Source organism: Caproicibacter sp. BJN0012, assembly GCF_035986805.1.
Taxonomy (GTDB): Bacteria; Bacillota; Clostridia; order Oscillospirales; family Acutalibacteraceae; genus Caproicibacter.
This window is the reverse complement of record NZ_CP142518.1, coordinates 2,522,432-2,541,721: the sequence shown is the minus strand read 5'-3', so window position 1 is coordinate 2,541,721 and position 19,290 is coordinate 2,522,432. Positions and strand designations below refer to the sequence as shown.

The 19,290-nt window shown below is 47.0% G+C and carries 19 protein-coding genes and 1 pseudogene; 11 read left to right on the top strand and 9 right to left on the bottom strand.

What is annotated here, in order from left to right; all coding sequences use genetic code 11:
- The first annotated feature begins 689 nt into the window (after nucleotides 1-689).
- The 9 genes from VA597_RS12315 (at nucleotide 690) to VA597_RS12280 (ending at nucleotide 10,040) form a co-directional block, all read left to right on the top strand.
- Nucleotides 690-1,553, top strand: a complete 864-nt coding sequence (locus tag VA597_RS12315; RefSeq protein ID WP_326974651.1) for a D-psicose 3-epimerase — start codon at nucleotides 690-692, stop codon at nucleotides 1,551-1,553.
- Between the two features lie 17 nt (nucleotides 1,554-1,570).
- Nucleotides 1,571-2,515, top strand: a complete 945-nt coding sequence (locus VA597_RS12310; protein ID WP_326974650.1) for a sugar kinase — start codon at nucleotides 1,571-1,573, stop codon at nucleotides 2,513-2,515.
- 35 nt (nucleotides 2,516-2,550) lie between these two features.
- On the top strand, nucleotides 2,551-4,035 hold the full coding sequence (locus VA597_RS12305; RefSeq protein WP_326974649.1) for a sugar ABC transporter ATP-binding protein: 1,485 nt from the start codon (nucleotides 2,551-2,553) through the stop codon (nucleotides 4,033-4,035).
- Nucleotides 4,036-4,190: 155 nt separating this feature from the next.
- A complete protein-coding gene (locus VA597_RS12300; protein WP_326974648.1) occupies nucleotides 4,191-5,102 on the top strand; it encodes an ABC transporter permease in 912 nt (303 codons plus the stop codon).
- A 75-nt stretch (nucleotides 5,103-5,177) separates the two neighbouring features.
- Complete coding sequence (locus tag VA597_RS12295) at nucleotides 5,178-6,233, top strand: sugar ABC transporter substrate-binding protein (RefSeq protein WP_128743170.1); 1,056 nt, start codon at nucleotides 5,178-5,180, stop codon at nucleotides 6,231-6,233.
- A 150-nt stretch (nucleotides 6,234-6,383) separates the two neighbouring features.
- Nucleotides 6,384-7,367 (top strand): zinc-dependent alcohol dehydrogenase, encoded by a 984-nt coding sequence (locus tag VA597_RS12290; RefSeq protein WP_164919059.1) that lies wholly within the window; start codon nucleotides 6,384-6,386, stop codon nucleotides 7,365-7,367.
- Between the two features lie 5 nt (nucleotides 7,368-7,372).
- Nucleotides 7,373-7,633, top strand: a complete 261-nt coding sequence (locus tag VA597_RS17795) for a putative PEP-binding protein (protein WP_128743168.1) — start codon at nucleotides 7,373-7,375, stop codon at nucleotides 7,631-7,633.
- A gap of 71 nt (nucleotides 7,634-7,704) precedes the next feature.
- Nucleotides 7,705-8,553 (top strand): class II fructose-bisphosphate aldolase, encoded by an 849-nt coding sequence (locus VA597_RS12285; RefSeq protein ID WP_128743167.1) that lies wholly within the window; start codon nucleotides 7,705-7,707, stop codon nucleotides 8,551-8,553.
- 161 nt (nucleotides 8,554-8,714) lie between these two features.
- The gene (locus tag VA597_RS12280) at nucleotides 8,715-10,040 is read left to right on the top strand and encodes a class II D-tagatose-bisphosphate aldolase, non-catalytic subunit (protein ID WP_128743166.1); all 1,326 of its coding nucleotides are present in this window, start codon (nucleotides 8,715-8,717) and stop codon (nucleotides 10,038-10,040) included.
- A gap of 642 nt (nucleotides 10,041-10,682) precedes the next feature.
- Here VA597_RS12280 and VA597_RS12275 read toward each other — a convergent pair.
- From VA597_RS12275 to VA597_RS12265, 3 genes are read right to left on the bottom strand one after another with little or no spacing between them, the layout of a single operon-like run.
- Entirely contained in the window at nucleotides 10,683-11,441 is a 759-nt protein-coding gene (locus VA597_RS12275; RefSeq protein WP_128743165.1) for an ABC transporter permease, read from the bottom strand.
- Entirely contained in the window at nucleotides 11,438-12,178 is a 741-nt protein-coding gene (locus VA597_RS12270; RefSeq protein ID WP_128743164.1) for an ABC transporter permease, read from the bottom strand. The genes VA597_RS12275 and VA597_RS12270 overlap by 4 nt, the downstream gene beginning before the upstream one ends.
- On the bottom strand, nucleotides 12,171-12,932 hold the full coding sequence (locus VA597_RS12265) for an ABC transporter ATP-binding protein (RefSeq protein ID WP_128743163.1): 762 nt from the start codon (nucleotides 12,930-12,932) through the stop codon (nucleotides 12,171-12,173). Before VA597_RS12265 ends, VA597_RS12270 begins: the two co-directional genes overlap by 8 nt.
- 157 nt (nucleotides 12,933-13,089) lie before the next feature.
- Between VA597_RS12265 and VA597_RS12260 the strand changes: the two are divergent.
- Nucleotides 13,090-13,790: pseudogene (locus VA597_RS12260) on the top strand (response regulator transcription factor).
- On the top strand, nucleotides 13,787-15,217 hold the full coding sequence (locus VA597_RS12255) for a sensor histidine kinase (RefSeq protein ID WP_128743161.1): 1,431 nt from the start codon (nucleotides 13,787-13,789) through the stop codon (nucleotides 15,215-15,217). The pseudogene VA597_RS12260 and the gene VA597_RS12255 overlap by 4 nt, the downstream one beginning before the upstream one ends.
- A gap of 155 nt (nucleotides 15,218-15,372) precedes the next feature.
- Here VA597_RS12255 and VA597_RS12250 read toward each other — a convergent pair whose 3' ends face one another.
- The 6 genes from VA597_RS12250 to ribH form a co-directional block, all read right to left on the bottom strand.
- Nucleotides 15,373-15,555 (bottom strand): hypothetical protein, encoded by a 183-nt coding sequence (locus VA597_RS12250; protein ID WP_326974645.1) that lies wholly within the window; start codon nucleotides 15,553-15,555, stop codon nucleotides 15,373-15,375.
- A gap of 19 nt (nucleotides 15,556-15,574) precedes the next feature.
- Nucleotides 15,575-16,159, bottom strand: a complete 585-nt coding sequence (locus tag VA597_RS12245; protein ID WP_128743160.1) for an accessory gene regulator ArgB-like protein — start codon at nucleotides 16,157-16,159, stop codon at nucleotides 15,575-15,577.
- Nucleotides 16,159-16,323 carry a cyclic lactone autoinducer peptide gene (locus VA597_RS12240; RefSeq protein ID WP_243112516.1) on the bottom strand — a complete coding sequence of 55 codons (165 nt, stop codon included), beginning with the start codon at nucleotides 16,321-16,323 and terminating at the stop codon, nucleotides 16,159-16,161. The genes VA597_RS12245 and VA597_RS12240 overlap by 1 nt, the downstream gene beginning before the upstream one ends.
- A 127-nt stretch (nucleotides 16,324-16,450) precedes the next feature.
- Nucleotides 16,451-17,362, bottom strand: coding sequence for a sensor histidine kinase (locus tag VA597_RS12235; RefSeq protein WP_164919056.1), 912 nt, complete (start codon nucleotides 17,360-17,362; stop codon nucleotides 16,451-16,453).
- A 391-nt stretch (nucleotides 17,363-17,753) separates the two neighbouring features.
- The gene (locus tag VA597_RS12230; RefSeq protein ID WP_164919055.1) at nucleotides 17,754-18,482 is read right to left on the bottom strand and encodes a LytR/AlgR family response regulator transcription factor; all 729 of its coding nucleotides are present in this window, start codon (nucleotides 18,480-18,482) and stop codon (nucleotides 17,754-17,756) included.
- A gap of 337 nt (nucleotides 18,483-18,819) precedes the next feature.
- On the bottom strand, nucleotides 18,820-19,287 hold the full coding sequence (gene ribH / locus VA597_RS12225; protein ID WP_128743157.1) for a 6,7-dimethyl-8-ribityllumazine synthase: 468 nt from the start codon (nucleotides 19,285-19,287) through the stop codon (nucleotides 18,820-18,822).
- Nucleotides 19,288-19,290 lie beyond the last annotated feature (3 nt).

Sequence of the window (19,290 nt, the reverse complement as noted above, 5' to 3'; positions counted from 1 at the left end):
GTTCCGAGGAGTTTTCCCGGCACGCAGTTTTTGACAGGCTGTACGGCTATGTATTTTCACTTTTTACATTTTACACGCTTTCCCTTCAAGAGAAAAGAGCCATGCTTATAGCATAGCAGAAAATAGGCACGAGCACAATAAAAATTTTACAAAATGCATAATTACGTCAAGTGTTACAAAAAATTGTATAATATATCGTCTATTTTATTCATTGAATAAAATCAGTCGCCGCTATATACTGAGTTTGCAAGGCAGAGATGCTCAATTTTAAATTGAGCACGAGCACAATTTTTTAAAATTATAATTGGAGAAAGAAATGGAACTAAAATATATGTTCAAGATATAGCGAAAAATTCTGATAATATTGTTAAATAAGCCTAAATCGTGATGGCGTGAGACCTAAATACAGAGCTTTTTTATTAAAAAAATAGGCAATGGCATTTTTAAATGAAGTAAATCAGTATAATAGCGCTTCAGTCTGCGGCACCAAGCTTATCTTCACCGTTTTGCATTTGCTGTCCCCCAAAAAACACTGTCGGACGGGACCGCACACGTAGAACTACATTCAGCGCCGTGGGCTTCCGAAAGATCCGCTTTCTCTGGGAACCAAAATCTTCCGCAATTCGGGTGCCGGCTTCGTTTGTTGAATACGACACTGAAAATTATTTTTTGTTAGGGGATTTAAAGATATGAAATTTGGGGTGCTCTATCATTACTGGGGAAAAGACTGGGCCTGTGACTATATCCACACGGCTCACAAGGTCAAGGAAGCCGGGTTCGATATCATGGAGATTGGCGCGAATCACTTACACGACATGAGCCGCAGTGAACTGGAAAATCTAAAGGATGTTTCCAGAGAACTGAATCTCGTCCTGACAACGAACATCGGGCCCACCAGAGAGTATGACCTTTCCTCCGGCGATCCGGAAGTCAGAAAAGCCGGCGTCCGGTACATAACGGAGACCATGAAAAACATGGATTTCGTCGGTTCGCGAGATATTGCCGGTGCCATGTACTCCTTTTGGCCCAGCGATTTTGTGGATACCGATAAGTCGGCCGCTTGGGAGCACAGCATACCGGAAATGCAGAAAATTGCCAGAGTGGCGGAAGACCTGGGCATCGAGTGCTCGCTGGAAGTCCTGAACCGTTTTGAGACATATATCCTGACCGACTGCAAGGAGGGCCTGGAGTATATCCGCCGGGTAGGCAGCGGAAATGTGAAGCTCCTGCTTGACACATTTCATATGAACATCGAAGAGGATAATCTTCCGAACGCGCTGCGCCTGGCAGGCGACAAACTGGGCCACTTCCATGTGGGAGAGGGAAACCGCAAGCTGCCCGGCATGGGCTCCATGCCCTGGGACGAAATGGGCAGGGCGCTGCGCGATATCCGCTACAGCAAGTCCGTGGTGATCGAACCGTTCATGCGCTGCGGCGGCGAGATCGCGAAGCCCATCCATATCTGGCGCGATCTGACGGAAGGCGCCGACGAAGCGACAATGGACCGAAACCTGCGCAAATCGCTTGCATTCCTGAAAGATAAATTCAATTGATAGAGAAGAGGATTTATATGGCAGAGGTTCTTTGCATGGGGGATATCCTTGTGGAGATCATGCGCCCTAAGGAAGACATTCCGCTCAACCGGGAAGACTATTTCCGCGGGCCGTTCCCCAGTGGGGCCCCGGCGATCTTCATCGACACGGTCGCCAAGATGGGCCATTCTGCGGCGATCATCGGCGGGGTCGGGCAGGACGATTTCGGCGATTACATCGTACAGAGATTGGAAAAGGACCATGTGGACTGCGGATATATCCACCACAGCAGAAAGCTTTCGACTGGGTGCGCATTTGTCACCTACTTTGCAGACGGCTCCCGTAAATTCATCTTTCATATGGGCAACAGCGCGGCGGTCGAGGTTGACGCTCCCGACCTTTCAGATATGAATTGCCTGAAATTTTTCCACGTGATGGGCACCGCCCTGCCGGATAACAGGCGGTTTGCCGGCGAGATCATCAAGACCATGCACGCGGCTCTGGCAAAGGGCGCGAAAGTTTCTTTCGACCCTAATATCCGCCCGGAACTGATGCGCGACCCGGAGGTCTATGATTCCATCCGCGAAGTCACTGACAACGCAAGCGTCCTGATGCCGGGCCGCGAAGAACTCATGCTGATCACGGGAGAGAAAAATCTGGAGGACGCCGTCCGCAAAAGTTTTGATAACCCGGTCCTGGAGATCCTGGCCCTAAAATCCGGATCCAGAGGGAGCGTCATTTACGACCGGAGAGGTTCTACGGAGGTCGGCACTTATCCGGTCAAGGTGCTCGATACGACGGGGGCGGGCGATTGTTTCGACGCCGCCTTTCTCTGCGGCCTCCTCGAAGGGAAGACGCTGAAAGCCGCTGCTGAAATGGCGACGGCGGCCGCTTCACTGAACTGCGCGGCCTTTGGGCCGATGGAAGGCCGGATCTCTCCGGAAGCGGTCGGCAAAATGATCGCGGAATCACGGCTGGTATGACTGCCGATTCGATTGACAGGGAAGGTGATACAGGAATGTCTGATGAGATAAAACTGCAGATGGCGGGGATTTCAAAAACGTTTCCCGGCGTCAAGGCGCTGGACGATATCAATATCACGTTGAGAAAGGGAACCGTCCACGCCATCATGGGCGAAAACGGCGCAGGGAAGTCCACCCTTATGAAGATCTTAAACGGCATCTATACAGCCGACTGCGGCGAGATTTTCGTCGATGGTCAAAAAGTGGCGATCAACGGGCCTGGCGACGCGGCGAAGTACGGTATCTCGATGATCTACCAGGAACTCAACTTCTTCGGCGATCTCACGATTGAGGAGAACATGTTCATGGGGCGCTTTCCCTCCCGGATTCCCGGCATCGTGAACTGGAAGGAAGTCAAGGAGCGGGCGGCAAAAATTCTGGAGGAAAACGATATCGGCTACGATCCGTCCACAAAGCTGAAGGATCTGTCGGTTTCGCAGATCCAGATGCTTGAGATCGTAAAGGCCGTCGCCTTTAAGTCTGACATCATCATTATGGATGAGCCGACCTCTTCCATAGGTTCAAAAGAAGTAGACGTGCTTTTCAACACCATCGCACGCCTGAAAGCGCAGGGAGTCAGCTTCCTGTATATTTCACATAAGATGGCTGAAATTTTCCGCATTGCCGACGACATCACGGTCATCCGCGACGGGAAGTGGATCGTTTCCGGAAAGGCGAGCGAGTTTACGGACAGCTCTCTGGTGTACCATATGGTCGGCAGAGAGATTACAAATTACTACCCCAAGGAAGAGGTTCCCGTTGGCGACGTCGTTTTCGAGCTGAAAGATCTTTCCAGTAAAGACATGTTCGAGGATATCAATATGCAGGTCAGAAAGTGCGAGATTGTCGGCATGGCCGGGCTGGTTGGGGCAGGAAGGACGGAACTGATGAGGGCGGTCTTCGGGCTTGACCCTTTCGACGGAGGAGAAATCTTCATCGAAGGGAAAAAGGTCCAGCTCGGCAGCGTGAAAAGCGCAATCAGAAACGGTATTCTTATGGTCAGCGAGGATCGTCGCAAGGAGGGCATTATCGGCATTCGCAGCATTCGCGAGAACATATCGCTCGCAAAGCTGCACGCTGAAAAAGGCCGGTTTATCAACCTGAAAAAAGAACTTGCCGAAACAGAGGAGATTGCCAAAAAGCTGAGGGTAAAGGCCGCTTCCATAGAAGACCCTATCGACACCCTGAGCGGCGGCAACCAGCAGAAGGTTATGCTCTGCAAATGGCTGCTGCTCAACTCGAAGATCCTCATTCTTGACGAGCCCACGCGCGGTATCGACATCGGAGCAAAACAGGAGATTTACAATATCATCACTCATTTGGTGAAGGACCTCGGTATTTCCGTGATCCTTGTTTCCTCCGAAATGCCCGAGCTGATCGGTATGTGCGACAGAATCTATGTCATGAACAAGGGGCACCTCACGGGAAATTTTGAGCGCGGGTCCTTTAATCAGGAGGACATTCTCAGACTGGCAATATAGGCGCGATGCTCCTGCCTGCAAGTCCAATATATGGTCCAATAATCGATGAAGGAGGCATTGGCAACACATGGAGTGTATGTCAAGAGAATGTTATGGCTAAGTGGAACATAAGAGCTGCTGCAAAAAAGTGGATGACGCTTTTGATCCTTGTCTTTATGATGTTGATATGTTCGCTGCTGTCGAGCGCTTTTCTGAAAAGTGACAATCTCACCAATATCATGAGGCAAATCGGCATTGTCACCATCCTGTCGTTCGCCCAGGGCATGATTATCATCACGGGCGAGATCGATCTTTCCATCGGCTGTGTGGCCGGCATGGCGGGGACCTTCGCGTGCATCGTCTACCTGAACACCGGCTCCCTGGCGCTCGGCGTGATAACAGCGCTTGTGCTGGGCGCCATGTCCGGCACGGTTAACGGGTTCTTCGTAACGGTCTGCAAGGTGCCCTCTTTTATCGTTACGCTGGCCATGCAGAGTATCTGCATCGGCATTATTTACTTCTACACAGACGGCAACAACGTGTACGATATCAAGGAGTTCAAAATTTTTGGCAAAGCGTATGTCTTTGGTTTCCTCCCGATCATTATCTTTTTCATGCTGGTCATCTTCATCATCATGCACATCTTGATGAAATACACGAAATTCGGCCGGTACTGCTATGCGATCGGCGGCAATGCCCAGGCGGCCAGAGCTTCCGGTATTGACGTTAAGAAGACGAAATGGACCGCCTTCATCATCTCCGGCACCTTGGCTGCTTTTGCAGGCGTCGTCATGATGGGCCGGCTGAACGCGGGGATTCCTTCGGAAGGCCTGGGCTATGAAACAGATGCCATCATGGCCACCGTCCTCGGCGGTACGAGCTTTACCGGGGGCATTGGCACCATGACCGGCACCATGATCGGCTCCGGCATCATCGGAGTTCTAAACAACATCATGAACCTCATGGGCGTCAACTCTTACATTCAAAAGGTATTGAAAGGCATTCTTATTATTCTGGCGGTTGTGTTCGACATTGCAACCAAAAACAAAAAGACGGCGGCAAAGATCATGGCCAGAAAGGATTCCTAAGTCAAGCACTCCCTAACTTTCTATGTAGCCGACGCTGAAAAGGCGTTTGCGTATTTTTCGAAGGAGGATATTTTGATGGAAAAGGCTAAAAAGTTGATTTCTGCGCTGTTACTGGTTTGCATGGTAGCATTTCCGTTCGGCGGCTGCTCCTCGGCGGAGTCTGGCAGCACGAGCCAAAGCACGTCCAGCGCGGGTGAATCTGCTTCCGCTGCGGCCGGAAGTACAGGTTCGGCAAGCTACGGACAGAAAAAGGTCGCATTCATTGCGACGGACATGTCCCTGACCTACGCTTCCTGGCTGTCGTCTTCTCTGAAGACGTTGAACAGCAAGTACCCCAACATAACCATCGACTACTTTGACGGCAAGGCAAGTACTGGCACTCAGCTGCAGATCATGGAAACCTGCGTGACGAAGGGCTATGACTACATCATTCTTCACCCCCAGGATCCTGACGCGGAAGCGGACACGGTCAAGGATATCATCGACAACGGTACGCCTGTCATGATGATTAATCAGAGCGACGGAGGTGTCAAAGAAGCATCGAACGTCAACTGTGACCCCGTCGCCTACGGCGAAATGATCGCAAAGGTGGCAAACGATATGCTGCCGGCCGGCAAAAAGTCCACATACAATGTGGTCGTGCTGCTTGGACCTTCCGGCAATTCCCACTCCATCGGCCGCCGTAAAGGCTACGAGAACGTTCTTTTCAGCAAGCGCAAAGATATCAAAATCCTGGGCGAACAGATCTGCGACTGGGACAAATCGAAGGGCATGGAGAAGATGGAAGACTGGCTCCAAACCTATAAGGATATCGACGCAGTCATCTCCATGAACGACGGCATGGCGCTCGGTGCCCTGGAAGCCGCGAAGGACGCGGGCCGCGATAAGGAAATGTTCTTCTTCGGCGTAGACGGACTTGCGGACTCCATCATCTCAATGAAGCAGGGCGGCCTGACCGCTACGGTCCAGCAGAGCGCATATACGCAGGCCAGCCAAGGCATGGAAATCATCGATAAGGTCTTCAAAGGCGAAGAGAAATTTGAAAAAGTCAATACCGACCCGGTTCTTATCACAAAGGACAACATGGATAAATTCTATCAATATTATCAGTCCATCGGCCTCATTAAATGAAAAACTGACAGTTTTACCGCCTTGGGCGCCGTAATCCGGGTTAGAATATGGCACTTACGGCGCCAAAATCATTAAAAAGTTTAAACTTTATGGATAAAGGAGATGGCATTTACGAAAATTGCAACATTGGTTGAACCTGAAAAAATCATAATGTCGGAAATTGCAGTGCCGGAACCGAAGGATGACGAAGTGCTGATTAAAATAAGCTATGTCGGAATCTGTGGGTCAGATATCCACGCATATTTTGGGCAGCATCCGTTTATTTCCTGTCCCATCGTCATGGGCCACGAATTCTCCGGCACGGTCGTGAAAATTGGCAGCGGGGTAAAGGGCATTGCCGTGGGGGACAAAGTCACGGCAATGCCGCAGGTGTTCTGCAAAGAATGCGAGCCCTGCCGCGAAGGCCGCTACAATATCTGTGACACACTGAAAGTGCTCGGCTGCCAGACACCCGGCGCGGCCTGCGAATATTATGCGGTCGGCGCAGAGCTGGTGAAAGTCGTCAACGGCAAGCTGCCGCTGGACCTGGCCGCGACAGTCGAGCCCGCGGCGGTCGGCCTGCACGCGGTCCGCCGCGCCGGGAGCGTAGCCGGAAAGAATGTCGTCGTTCTGGGTGCCGGCACCATCGGAAACCTCGCGGCGCAATCGGCCATGGCGGAGGGAGCGAAATCCGTGCTTATTTCGGACCTGTCCGACTATAGGCTGGGCGTCGCAAAGGAATGCGGCATTCCGTTTGCCGTCAACTCTGGCAAAGAGGACTTGGGCGAGGCGATCCGCGGGTATTTCAGGGGAGAAGGCGCCGATTTGTTTGTTGAGTGTGTCGGAATCGGCGCCACCGTCAACCAGGCAATCAGCCTTTCCAAGAAAGGCAACGACATTGTGGTCGTGGGCGTTTTCGGCAAGACCCCGGAGATCAACATGTCGTTCGTACAGGACCGCGAGTTGCGCCTGATGGGCTCACTGATGTACGTCGAAAAGGACTGGGATGACGTCACCGAATACCTAGGCACGGGCAGGATGAACACAAGGCCGCTGATTACGAGGGTATTCCCGTTCGACGAGTATTTCGATGCGTTCAAATATATTAAGGCAAACTCGGAAAAGAGCATGAAGATTCTGACCAAGGTAGACTGATAAAAATGCGGAGCAACGGGGAACGCCGGGCCCGGCTGGGCTTTTCGGTGAAGACCATTCGGATGATCCGCACAGCGAAGCACAGCATCGGTACGCATGATCTCACGCAGTATTCGTTTGCGGTAGACCGTGGCAACAAAAAAATCATGCTTCTGCATGTCGTTCCACCCCGCCGTAATCCGCAGCAGCATCCACAGCGAAGCACAAGTTTTGGCGCACCGTGCCTGCGATTGCGTCTCAGCCGCAGAGATCCTCAGCTTGGTTGAAAAGAAAGTCCATGTACTAAGCAGACACACTTAAAACTGTCTGCGAATCTTATTATACGAGGAAATGACTTATGCCACTGACAACATCGAAACAAATGCTTCTTGACGCGCAGAGGGGCGGCTATGCCGTCGGTGCCTTCAATGCCGAAAACATGGAAATGGTGCAGGCGATCATTGCGGCCGCCGAAGAGCTGCACGCTCCGGTCATGATCCAGACCACACCCGGCACAATCAAATATGCCGGTCTCGACCTGTATTGCGCAAACGTGAGCGCCGCGGCGAAGAATGCCTCCGTTCCCGTCGCAATGCACCTTGACCACGGGAACAGCTACGACCTCGCCGTTCAGGCCCTGCGGGCGGGGTATACGTCCATCATGATCGACGGTTCCAAAGAGGTTCTCGACAAAAACATTGCCATCACGAAGGCCGTGGTTTCCGCCTGTGCACCCTGCGGAATTCCCGTGGAAGGCGAACTCGGAAAGGTCGGCGGCAAGGAGGACGACACGGAAAGCTCCGGCACCGGCTATACCGACCCGGACGAAGCCGTCCGTTTCGTCGCGGAAACCGGCGTTTTCTCACTGGCCGTCGGTGTCGGCACGGCGCACGGCGTCTACAAGACGAAGCCCGTTCTGAATGTCGAGCTTATTTCCACCCTGCGCAAGGTCCTTACCGTCCCCATGGTTTTGCACGGCGCCTCAGGCCTGACGGACGAGGCAATCCGCAACTGCGTCAGCTGCGGCATCTGCAAGGTCAACTTCGCGACGGAGTTGCGCGTCGTGTTCAGCGACGCTGTGAAGGACTACTTAAAACAGGATCCTGGCGTGTTCGACCCGAAGCGATACGGTGCCAAAGCCCGCGAGGCGGTCAAGCGACAGGTCATGGAACGCATGAAGGTCTGCGGCTGCGACGGAAAAGCCTGAGTATTGCAAAGGAGAGAAAAGCGAAATGAAAGCGGGCTGTTTTACACAAGCGGATTCGAATTGATCAACCGCTCTTCGAAATAACCGGGGAGGTCAACGGGAAAATCATGCTCATCAACGAGGACTGACCCCGTTTTATTTTTGAATGGAGGTACCAAAAGATGAAAAACCCGATGCTCTATATGATAGAAGAACGGAAGGAAACCGGCAGGGGCGGTATCTATTCCTGCTGCAGCGCGAATGCTTATGTGCTGGAAGCGGCAATGGAAAGCGGCTTGGCGACCAACAGCCCGGTCCTGATCGAGTCTACGGCGAACCAGGTCAATCAGTTCGGAGGCTATACCGGCATGCGCCCGGCTGATTTTGTCAGGTTTGTGAATGGGATCGCGCAAAAAGTCGGGTTCCCGAAAGAGAAGCTGATTCTGGGCGGCGACCATCTCGGCCCGCTGACCTGGCAGGATGAAAACGAAGCGGAGGCAATGGAGAAATCCCGCGTGCTGCTGCATGACTACGCGGCTGCCGGCTTCACCAAGATCCACATCGACACCAGCATGCGCGTGGCGGACGACAACCGGAACACCCGCCTTTCCGAGGAAACGATCTCCCGCAGGGCGGCCGAACTCTGCCGGGTGGCGGAGGATGCATATGCCGAATATCAGCGGAGCAACCCGGAGGCCCCCAAGCCGGTCTATATCATCGGCAGCGAGGTTCCCATCCCCGGCGGTGCGCAGGAAAACGAGAGCTCGGTCGCGGTGACAAAGCCCGCGGAATTCAGGTCGACCTTTGAAGCGTTCCGCAAAGCCTTCGCCGCGAAGGGGCTGGAAGAAGCATTTTCCCGCGTGGTCGGCGTCGTGGTCCAGCCCGGCGTGGAATTCGCCGACGATTCCGTCATCGAATATGATCGGGCAGCCGCCAAAGAACTGACCGATTCTCTGAAGGACTACGGAGGCGTCGTGTTCGAGGGACACTCGACCGACTATCAGACGAAGGAAAAACTGAAAGAAATGGTGGAGGACGGCATCGCCATCCTGAAGGTCGGTCCCGCCTTCACGTTCGCGCTGCGCGAGGCGATCTTCGCGCTGGAGGATGTGGAAAAAACTGTGCTGCACAATTCCGGCATCGTTCTGTCCGAATTCAGGGAAACGCTGGAGCGCGCGATGCTTACCAACCCGGGCAACTGGAAAAAACATTACCACGGCACCGAGACGCAGAAGGCGATCAAGCGGAAATACAGCTTCTCCGACCGCGCGCGCTATTATCTGCCCGATCCGGAGGTGCAGGATTCCCTGAACACGCTGATCCAAAATGTGAACCACGCGGAAATCCCGCTCAATGTCATTGAGCAATATCTGCCCATACAATATCGGCAAATCCGGAAGGGGAAATTAAAGCCGGATGCCGAATCCATCATCAAAAGCGCAATCAAGGAATACATAAATGACTATCTCATTGCTACCGGTTATCTCCCCGCGGCCATCTCCGTTTAATACAGAAGAGCCACTGGAAAGAGAGTGTTAAATTGCAGCCCGGGCTGAGACTTAACGTCAAGCACCGACTGGGGTCGGGGCAAAACGCTCCCGCAATAATGGCCTTTTGTTCAGGAGAAATTAGTTTAGTTGTGATTTTATTGCGTCTGACAAGCAACATGAAAGAAGGTATCTTACTGGCTCGTGCTGAACAGACCCAAAATCTGAGTTTGACGGTTTAGTCAAAACGTATGAGTTCATCACGTCATATCAGAAATGGACCGACCTTGGAGATCTGCTAATTCCATCCGTTGAAAATAAAAGTGATATTCTGAAAACGGGTGCATTGGAAAAGCCGAAAAACTGGGATGCAATCTGAAATAGTGTATATGAGTTTTAATCTCCGGTTATGAGCATAATGGCCCGCCGTTTCCGCTATGGGAAACACCGGGCCATTCCTTTATTCTTTTTCTGCGATTTTTGTAAGTATTCCGCTCTTGTGCTTGACAAGTTGTATAACAGAGATAATCATTGCGGCTAACAGACTGACAATATTTGCTGTCGCTAAGGGATAAATAATTCTCTGTATGGGAGTGTGAATAGGCAAAAGGCTTAATATGAGCGGAAATAATCCTTTTTTATTCCTGTAATAACACCTTCTTGTTATTCAATTTCACCCTTAGCAAACCTTTGGATTGACAACGCTGCGGATACAGTTGTCAGAACAACGGCGGCAATCCAAAACTGTGGAAGATTGGCCGTTTGGGACGAACCGGAAAGGTGGCTCAGTTCTGAGGATATAAGGTATCCGGGATAATTAAACGGATAGGCCCACCAAATGGGCAGATTGGATACTAAAATTCCCGGCAGAACGAATACAAATTCGATCGCAATCGCCGCGATTGGACGATGTGTCAAAACCGTAATGGCCCAAAAAATTGTCACCATCGGCAAAGCCGACACAAACAGGAGTACGCACCATTTTAAGAGATAAGGTATTGGTGTGACTACCGAAACACCTGATACCATCGTTGTGATACTTCCCGCTGCGATAAACAGCAGAAAATAAAGGATTAATTCGACAGCAGTCAGCAACACAATGGTAATCAGCTTTGCCAACGCTATTTTTTCCTGCCGGATCGGGAGAGTCAAAACTTTGATGATGGAGCGGTGAGCATATTCTGTCTGAAGCATCATGACGCAAATGATAATCAAGCTAAGGGGCATCAGGTAATAGGCAAACATCAGGGAACTTTGGACAAACATCATTTCCCATGCGTTTTTAGGTTGACTAGAGAGATATTTACCGATGGAAGCCATTCCCGTTATAATCACGAGAATAGAAGGAACCGCCAGAAGCGGAAGAATCATCGAACGTTTGATTTTTTTAAATTCAAGCCGTACCCCGGAAAGCAAACTCATTGGTCCCACTCCTTCCTTTTCAAAACATTTTGTATAATGGCAAGCAATATGACCACATCAGCCACGGCAAGTGCAATTACAGCACTATTGGGCGTGCTTTTCGTAACCGTCGCCGGATAGAACAACAAAGCAAACGGATCGATCAAAAAAGCGGGATTTCCGTTTCCGGCCGCACCATATCCCAAACCACTGAACAAACCCGCCACGCCTATTCCGACCGTCACCCAAATGTTTTTGCTTAGGGCCGACATAAAAAGCATAAAAAGCATGGAAGGAACCGACAGTAAAAACACATAGCAGGAAAATGTCGCAATTGACCCGATACTTTCCCATTTCTGCGGCAGAAATAGAATTCCGGACACGGCAAGCCCCAAAAATTCAAATAGCAAAGCGGCGAGGAAAAGAAGCAGAAGAATCAGTGCCTTATTGCAAAACAATTTCTGCGCGCTGATCGGCAACGTCATCATCCGCTTGATTCCAAATGAGTTGTATTCAATGTAAAAGAGAAGCGAGGCTGCCACAGTAATGGATAAAACGTTCAGCAAAGCGATCATGCCATAGGTTTGTGTCAGCAGCCCGTCAATTGGGTCGACAGGTAGACGGAGAATTTTTTTCCCCTGTGTAGCAAAAAATGCATAAGCGTATAGCCCGCCTAAAATACCGGACAGCAGCATAATAAAGGCTAAATGAGTTCTTTTCAGTTTGCGCCATTCAATGAAAAAACAGGAATCAGGCATGTTTTCTTCCCTGCCTTTTTGCGTTATCCTGCTCCACCATAGCAAGGAACATTTCTTCTAAATTTGAGGTATCGAAGTTGTCTTGCTTTGCCTGCTCCCGGAGGTCATCCATGCTCCCTTCAAAAAGAAGATGCCCATGATTCAAAATGCCGACATCATCCGCCATCAGTTCTATCTCCGACAGCAGGTGGGATGAAATCAGAATGGTGCAGCCGATCTTTTCTGGAAGAGAACGAATCAGAGTTCGGATTTCGTGGATTCCAACCGGATCAAGGCCGTTGGTAGGCTCATCCAGAATCAGAATCGGCGGGTTTCCGATTAAGGCCGAGGCAAGCCCGAGACGCTGCTTCATTCCAAGGGAATACTTTTTTGCAAGCCGCTTTCCGAACTCGGAAAGGCCGACCAGCTCCAATGCACCCTGAACGCTTTCGGCCGGAAGCCCGAGAATGCGGCGGACAATGTCAAGATTTTCTTCTCCAGTAAGATTGGAATAGAAAGAGGGAGCTTCAATGAGCGAACCGATTTCGCTCAGAATTTTCACCCGGTCCTGCGGATAGCGTTTTCCGTCAATGGTAAATTTGCCACCGGTCGGGTCTGTCAGCCCGAGAAACATTTTCATCGTGGTTGATTTTCCGGCACCATTGGGGCCTAAAAAGCCGTAGATTTTTCCCTTGGCAACATGCAGATTCAGCCCGCTTACGGCTTGAAATCCTCTGAATGTTTTAGAAAGATTGTGCGTTTCGATGATATTCATTTTCTGTGCTCCTTATTTGTAATGCCCACAGTTTATCACCCGAACCTTATGCCATCCTGCGGCCAATCTTATATTTACCTTACTTTTTCGTGACGGTTTTGCATTGCGGAAGCCATATGGTATACTTTGATTAAGCTCTTCTGCGGAGGTACGTGGAATGGAAAGCAACATAAAAAATAAAAAGCTTCTGATCGTCGATGACGAACCGAAGCTTTTAAAATTGATTGTTTCAGTTCTGGAAGCGGACGGATACCACTCCATCGTGACCGCTTCCACGGTCGCAAGCGCCAAATCGGCCCTGGAGCGGGAGAGGCCGGCTCTCGCAATTTTGGATGTCATGCTGCCCGACGGGGACGGTTTTCATTTGATGCAGGATATTCGTGCGGCTTCCGATATCCCCGTCCTGTTTCTCACTGCCCGCGGGGACGCAGAAGATCGCTTTCGTGGGTTCGGTTTAGGTGCCGACGATTATATCATTAAGCCGTTTTTATCAAAAGAATTGCTGTTTCGCATCTATGCGGTGCTGCGCCGGACCTACAAAGAAAACGCAGTCGAGCTGTCACTGGAGGCCTGCACGGTTGATCTTGAAAAAGCCGAGGTTTATAAAAATGGGACTACGATTCCACTGACCGCGAAAGAACACGATATATTATCCGCCCTTTTTTCAAATGCGGGGAAAATTGTTACAATCGATTCGATCCTTCAATCCGTATGGGGAGATGCCTATTACGGTTACGAAAATACGTTGATGGGACACATCCGTAGAATCCGAGAGAAAATAGAATCCGATCCTTCAAAGCCCGTTCTCTGATCACAGTAAAAGGATTGGGATACAAGCTGATGCTGAAGGGCAGATGAGAATAACGATGAAAAATATCCGGCATCTACTGAAACGAACGATATTAGGTTTGCTACTTTCCGCCTTTCTGATTCTGATTTTAGATATTCTGTTATACGTTATCGTATTCTATGGGATCATACGTTCTGATACAGTGCCGATCAGCCCCTCCACCGTGTTGAGTCAGACCTCTCAAAATCTGAAAGAAGAAGAAAATTCTTATAAACTCTCCACCTCATTTGAAAACAACCTTAAGCAGTGTCATGCATGGGCTATGCTTGTGGATCATATCTCAGGAAAGGTCTTGTGGGGCTATGCATTACCGTCCGATGTTGAAACCTCTTATACGATAGCAGACGCTGCGCAGTTTACGCAGGGGTATTTGAATGGCTATCCGGTTTTCTGCACGAAATACCACGATGATCTCTTAGTGGAGGGATATCCAAGAGGGACCTATTCCAACAACTTACGTGCCATTCCCGTGAATGCGATTCGTATCATTCCAGGCTTTGCCGTCACAATACTTTTGCTTGATCTTTTATTGATCGGAGTCATTTATTTTTGGGTCAGCCGCAAAACCATATTTTTCATCGATCCTCTTGTGGAAGGAGTCCAAGCCCTCTCAGAGGGGAAACCGGTACAATTAAAAGAATCGGGGACATTGGGACCTGTTTCCAAAAGTATTAATGAAACCTCCTGCGCCCTGCAAGAGAAGAATGCACAAATCAAGCGGAAGGATCAGGCGCGTACCAATTGGATCGCCGGTGTGTCGCACGATATTCGCACACCTCTTTCACTGGTAATGGGATATTCGGAGCAATTAGAGCAGGACGATGCGCTGAGTACGGAAAACCGCACCAAAGCATCCATCATTCGGATGCAAAGCATACGTATTAGGAATCTCATCAGCGACTTAAATCTGATTTCAAAACTGGAATATGATATGCAACCCATTCATATGCAAGCGATCAGGGCGGTAACAGTGCTTCGACAAGCCGCAGTCGATTTTTTAAACTCCAGCGTAGATAAAAACTATCCCATACACTGGGATATGGATAAGCAGGCGGATGATCTCATCATACGGGCAGATGCGGGACTTTTGGTGCGCGCCGTTTCTAATCTTATTCAAAACAGCCAATTGCACAATCCAAATGGGTGCGCCATATTTTTACGCTTGGAAAAGCAGGGCGACGTTTGTAAAATAGCAGTGGGAGATGATGGCGTCGGTGCTCAGCCGGATCAGTTAAAACAGCTTCAAAATACACCTCACTATATGATGAGTGAAGACAGCAATGGAGAACAGCGGCACGGGTTGGGGCTTTTGATTGTCCAGAAAATTGTAAAGGCTCATCATGGACAATTTGAGATTGATAGCACTCCCGGACATGGATTTAGAAACGTTTTGTCGCTGCCTTTAATCCAGCCGGATCGGAAACAGTACGAATAATTATGAAAAAGGACCGGTATGCAAGCGGATTATGACAGTTCAGGAATCAGGCGGACAAAAGAAGCCATACAGGAAACAGACCGATTGAGTATATAAAAGATATTCAAATGAAAGGACCTGCGATCCTTTAATAAATCGCAGGTCCTTTCATTTGATCAATCTATTTTTTTAAAATCCGGCCATCTTTCAATTAAAAAGATGTCCGAATGTTTCATTAAATAATTAGAAAGATCGCCTTTTGGATGGGAGTACTGAAACCATTTGCTGCACAGGTGTACAATTTGCATTAATGCTTCTTCTTCTGTTACTGTACTCTTCGATATCTCACTGTAATACATAGCATCCTCCTCAAACCTATCAAGATGCCTTCTGTAGATGTCTGTTTTGGATGAAGCCAATTATAAGCATCATTGCTAATGCGACTATACTTAAGTAAACGATAAATAACATGTGAGTATTTTTTGTGAAATATAGGAAAATAGAAAACGCTAAAACAACTGCTAATAATTTTCTGACAGTTTTTCCATAGTATTGCTTTTCTAAGGAATCTAAGGGCTTATTTTTATTAGAAACCGGTGCTAAAAAGAAAATAGCAAAAAAGAATGGGATGAAAGTCCAACTCATTAGATATGTTTGAAATGGAAAATATTTTGTTAATAGTACTACAGAAATAATCATAAGCCAAGATATCGCATAGCAGCCGAATTTTGTTTTTGCGTGGTATCCGCCCGCGTAGATTCTAAGAGTCAAATAGAAAACAAGGTACAAAAGAGTTTCTAAAAACAATCCGCAGCTCAGGCCAATGAGGAGCATTGTAGAGATGTGGATACATTTGAGAAGAGCAGTCTCGACACCAAATTGATAAATTTCTTTATCATCCGAAGTGACAAGGCCGCTCTTACACAATGCATCGACAATCTTATCGACGAGGATTTTGAACATTAGAATTTTCTAAGCCTTTTTGCAGCGGATGGCAGTTTCGGCTGATATGACAAGCATATACAAGAAGTATTGGCGGATTGATACGCCTCTAAAAATGCTACTTTGGATACCAGCTTTAATGCGAACGTTTTGATGCTATTCTTTTTGCTGTCCAAGTTAACCACTCCTTATATAAATTTGCTTACATTATAATGATAGCTCGAGCAAATTCAATAAGTTTTGTCCAACTTACAGCTTTTTCGACTGAAATACATATTATATTATGATTTGGAAAATATCGCTTTTGCTTGACTAAGCCGGGGGAAACATTATACTCACAGAGAATTTATCCGGCTCTACGCTTATACAAATGTCTCCATCATATTTTTTAACGGAAGCTTCAACATTGGATAAGCCTACTGCGCTATGACTTTTTTTGCTTGAAACAAATTTTCCATCGATTGTTTTCGGTGCATTATCGATGGTGTTAATAAGATTTATGATCAACATATTATTAAATTTGTAAATACGAAGCTCAATTTGCTTTTTATCAGTTGATATCCTGCTGCAGGCTTCTATTGCATTATCGAAGAGATTTGCGAAAATAGCAGTTATATCTATATTTTCCATAAAACTTAGATCAAGGTTTTCGACCGAATAGATAAATTCAATGTGATTAAGGTTGCATATTTTAATTTTTTCATTAATAATAATATTGAGTATCTGATTATTGCTTTTAAATTTCATACTGAGATTTTCTATTATATTTGTCAATTTTTTGGAATATTCCAGTCCCTCATCCACTTGGTTGGCTTTAAATAGGGTTTCTATTACACTTAAATGATTTTTAATATCATGAGTTACTTTTTGGGAGTTGTTATAATCAATTTCTAATTGCTGGTAAAATTTATATTGCATATCAAGTTGTTGCTTCATTAATGAGTAGTCTCTTTCCAATTGATTGGACTTCAAGATATTTTTAAACAGATAAATGATAGCAAAGTTAACAATGACAGAAAAAATTGACAGTAGAGTAATAATAAAATATGAGATGCCTTCACTATATTGATATGTGGCGATAACAGCAATTATATAGATGATCGCAATATTTAAAATAGGTATAATGCTAAACAATATGGTTTGTCTTAAATATAAATTATAAGTGCTTTGTTTAAAAATATAAACTAATAGTTCTTTAGCTCCCAACAGGATCACTTGTATCATGACAACATCCGGAAGAAAAAAGATCGATTGGTTTTCATAAATCGGCAAGTAACCAGTTATTATCGAAAATAGGGAAGAAATAAGGGTATCGCAACCGGCAAAAGTAATGATTAAAATTATTATGTGTATGACTTCTTTAAGTTCTCTTTGTTTATAAATAAAAAACCATATTGCAAAAACGCAGATTACAAAATAGGAAATATTATAGATTGGATTGCTTAAACTATTTATGTAAAGCCATAGACTCACAAATACGATATAGCTTATTATTCGCTTCATTTTAGGAAGTTTAGTTTGGTACATGTCGTCCATGAAGCCATATATAACATATACTTCGAAAGTACATGAGATAATATAAGATATCCATGCTATTATTGGATTAGACATTGTTTTAACCTCTGAATAATAGATTAAAATTGTTTTTTAAATATGAATGAAATTCCGATTTAAATTCAACTGCCCTTTTCTGAGAAATAGGAATTTTCATTCCATTTGTGAGAATAATGTCATATCCTTTTACACTGGAAACATGTAAAAAATTGATTACGAAACTTTTATGCGGCATTGCAAAACCATAGGGTTTAAATTTATCGAAAATATTGATTACACTATCCGATATTATATAAGCAATGTTTTTGCACTGCACTTTTGTTTTATGGTTGTATGATTCGAAATAATAAATGTCTTTTGTATCTATTGTTTTAATCCCGGCATTTGTATTAAAGGTATAGGTTACCCTTTGAGATTCCTGGTATGAGTAAGCTATAATATCGTCGATCTGGTCACAGATTTGTTTGCATGATACCGGCTTCACGATGTAGCCAAATGCTCTTACGGTGAAAGCGTCTGTTTGATAATTTGAAAAGTTGGTCACGTAGATAATTTTCGTATGCTTGTCTTTTTTTCTGATCTCGACGGCCGTTTGAATACCATCAAGCTGTTCCATCTGTATGTCAAGAAAAATAGCGTGAAACTTTTTAGGACTTTTTAGCAAATCGCAACCATTTTCGAATTTAGAAATTATCACCTGCAGATGGATTTTTTTACAATGGTTCTCAATCATAGCTCTTATGGTTTCAAGTTCCGCTTTATCATCATCACATAAGGCAATTTCTAACACTATTATCATTCCCAACAATAATAATTACTCTTGAGAACATAATATCACAATTAAATAATTACTGTATTGCTTCGAGAAAATTCCGACAAAAATTTCGTTGTTAAACTAAGATTTTTATATCGGACCGCAATCGTTTATCCGGTTCATAATTTGACATAATTCTTGAGGCTATTTCCTCTAGTGGTATTATTGGCATAAAAAATCCCCCAAACCCGCGAGCTTGGAGGATTCGTATCAAATGAGACATAAGGAATGTCCCGCCGAACCCTTGCTTTTTTATTTGGCGGGCTTATCTTTTTCTTATTTAAGCAGTTGGCAACATTAGTACGGAATAAGGCTATTTTTCTATCGTATGGATCAGATTGACCATCTCAATCGCGCCTTCCGCACAGTCAAAGCCCTTGTTGCCTGCCTTGGTCCCGGCGCGCTCGATGGCTTGCTCAATATTTTCCGTCGTAAGTACGCCGAACATCACCGGAACTCCGCTGGCAAGCGCCGTCTGTGCAATGCCTTTGGATACCTCGTTACAAACATAGTCGTAATGGCTTGTGCTTCCGCGGATCACAGCGCCGAGGCAGATCACCGCGTCATATTTTCCGCTTTTCGCCATTTTTGACGCGATCAGCGGAATTTCAAACGCGCCGGGGACCCATGCAACATCGATGCTGTCCTCCGATACGTCGTGGCGCTTCAGGCCATCCAATGCGCCGGACAGTAATTTCGAGGTGATAAATTCATTGAAGCGGGCGGCTACAATGCCGATCCGGATCTCTTTGGACACCAGTTTTCCTTCGAAAATATTCATTGT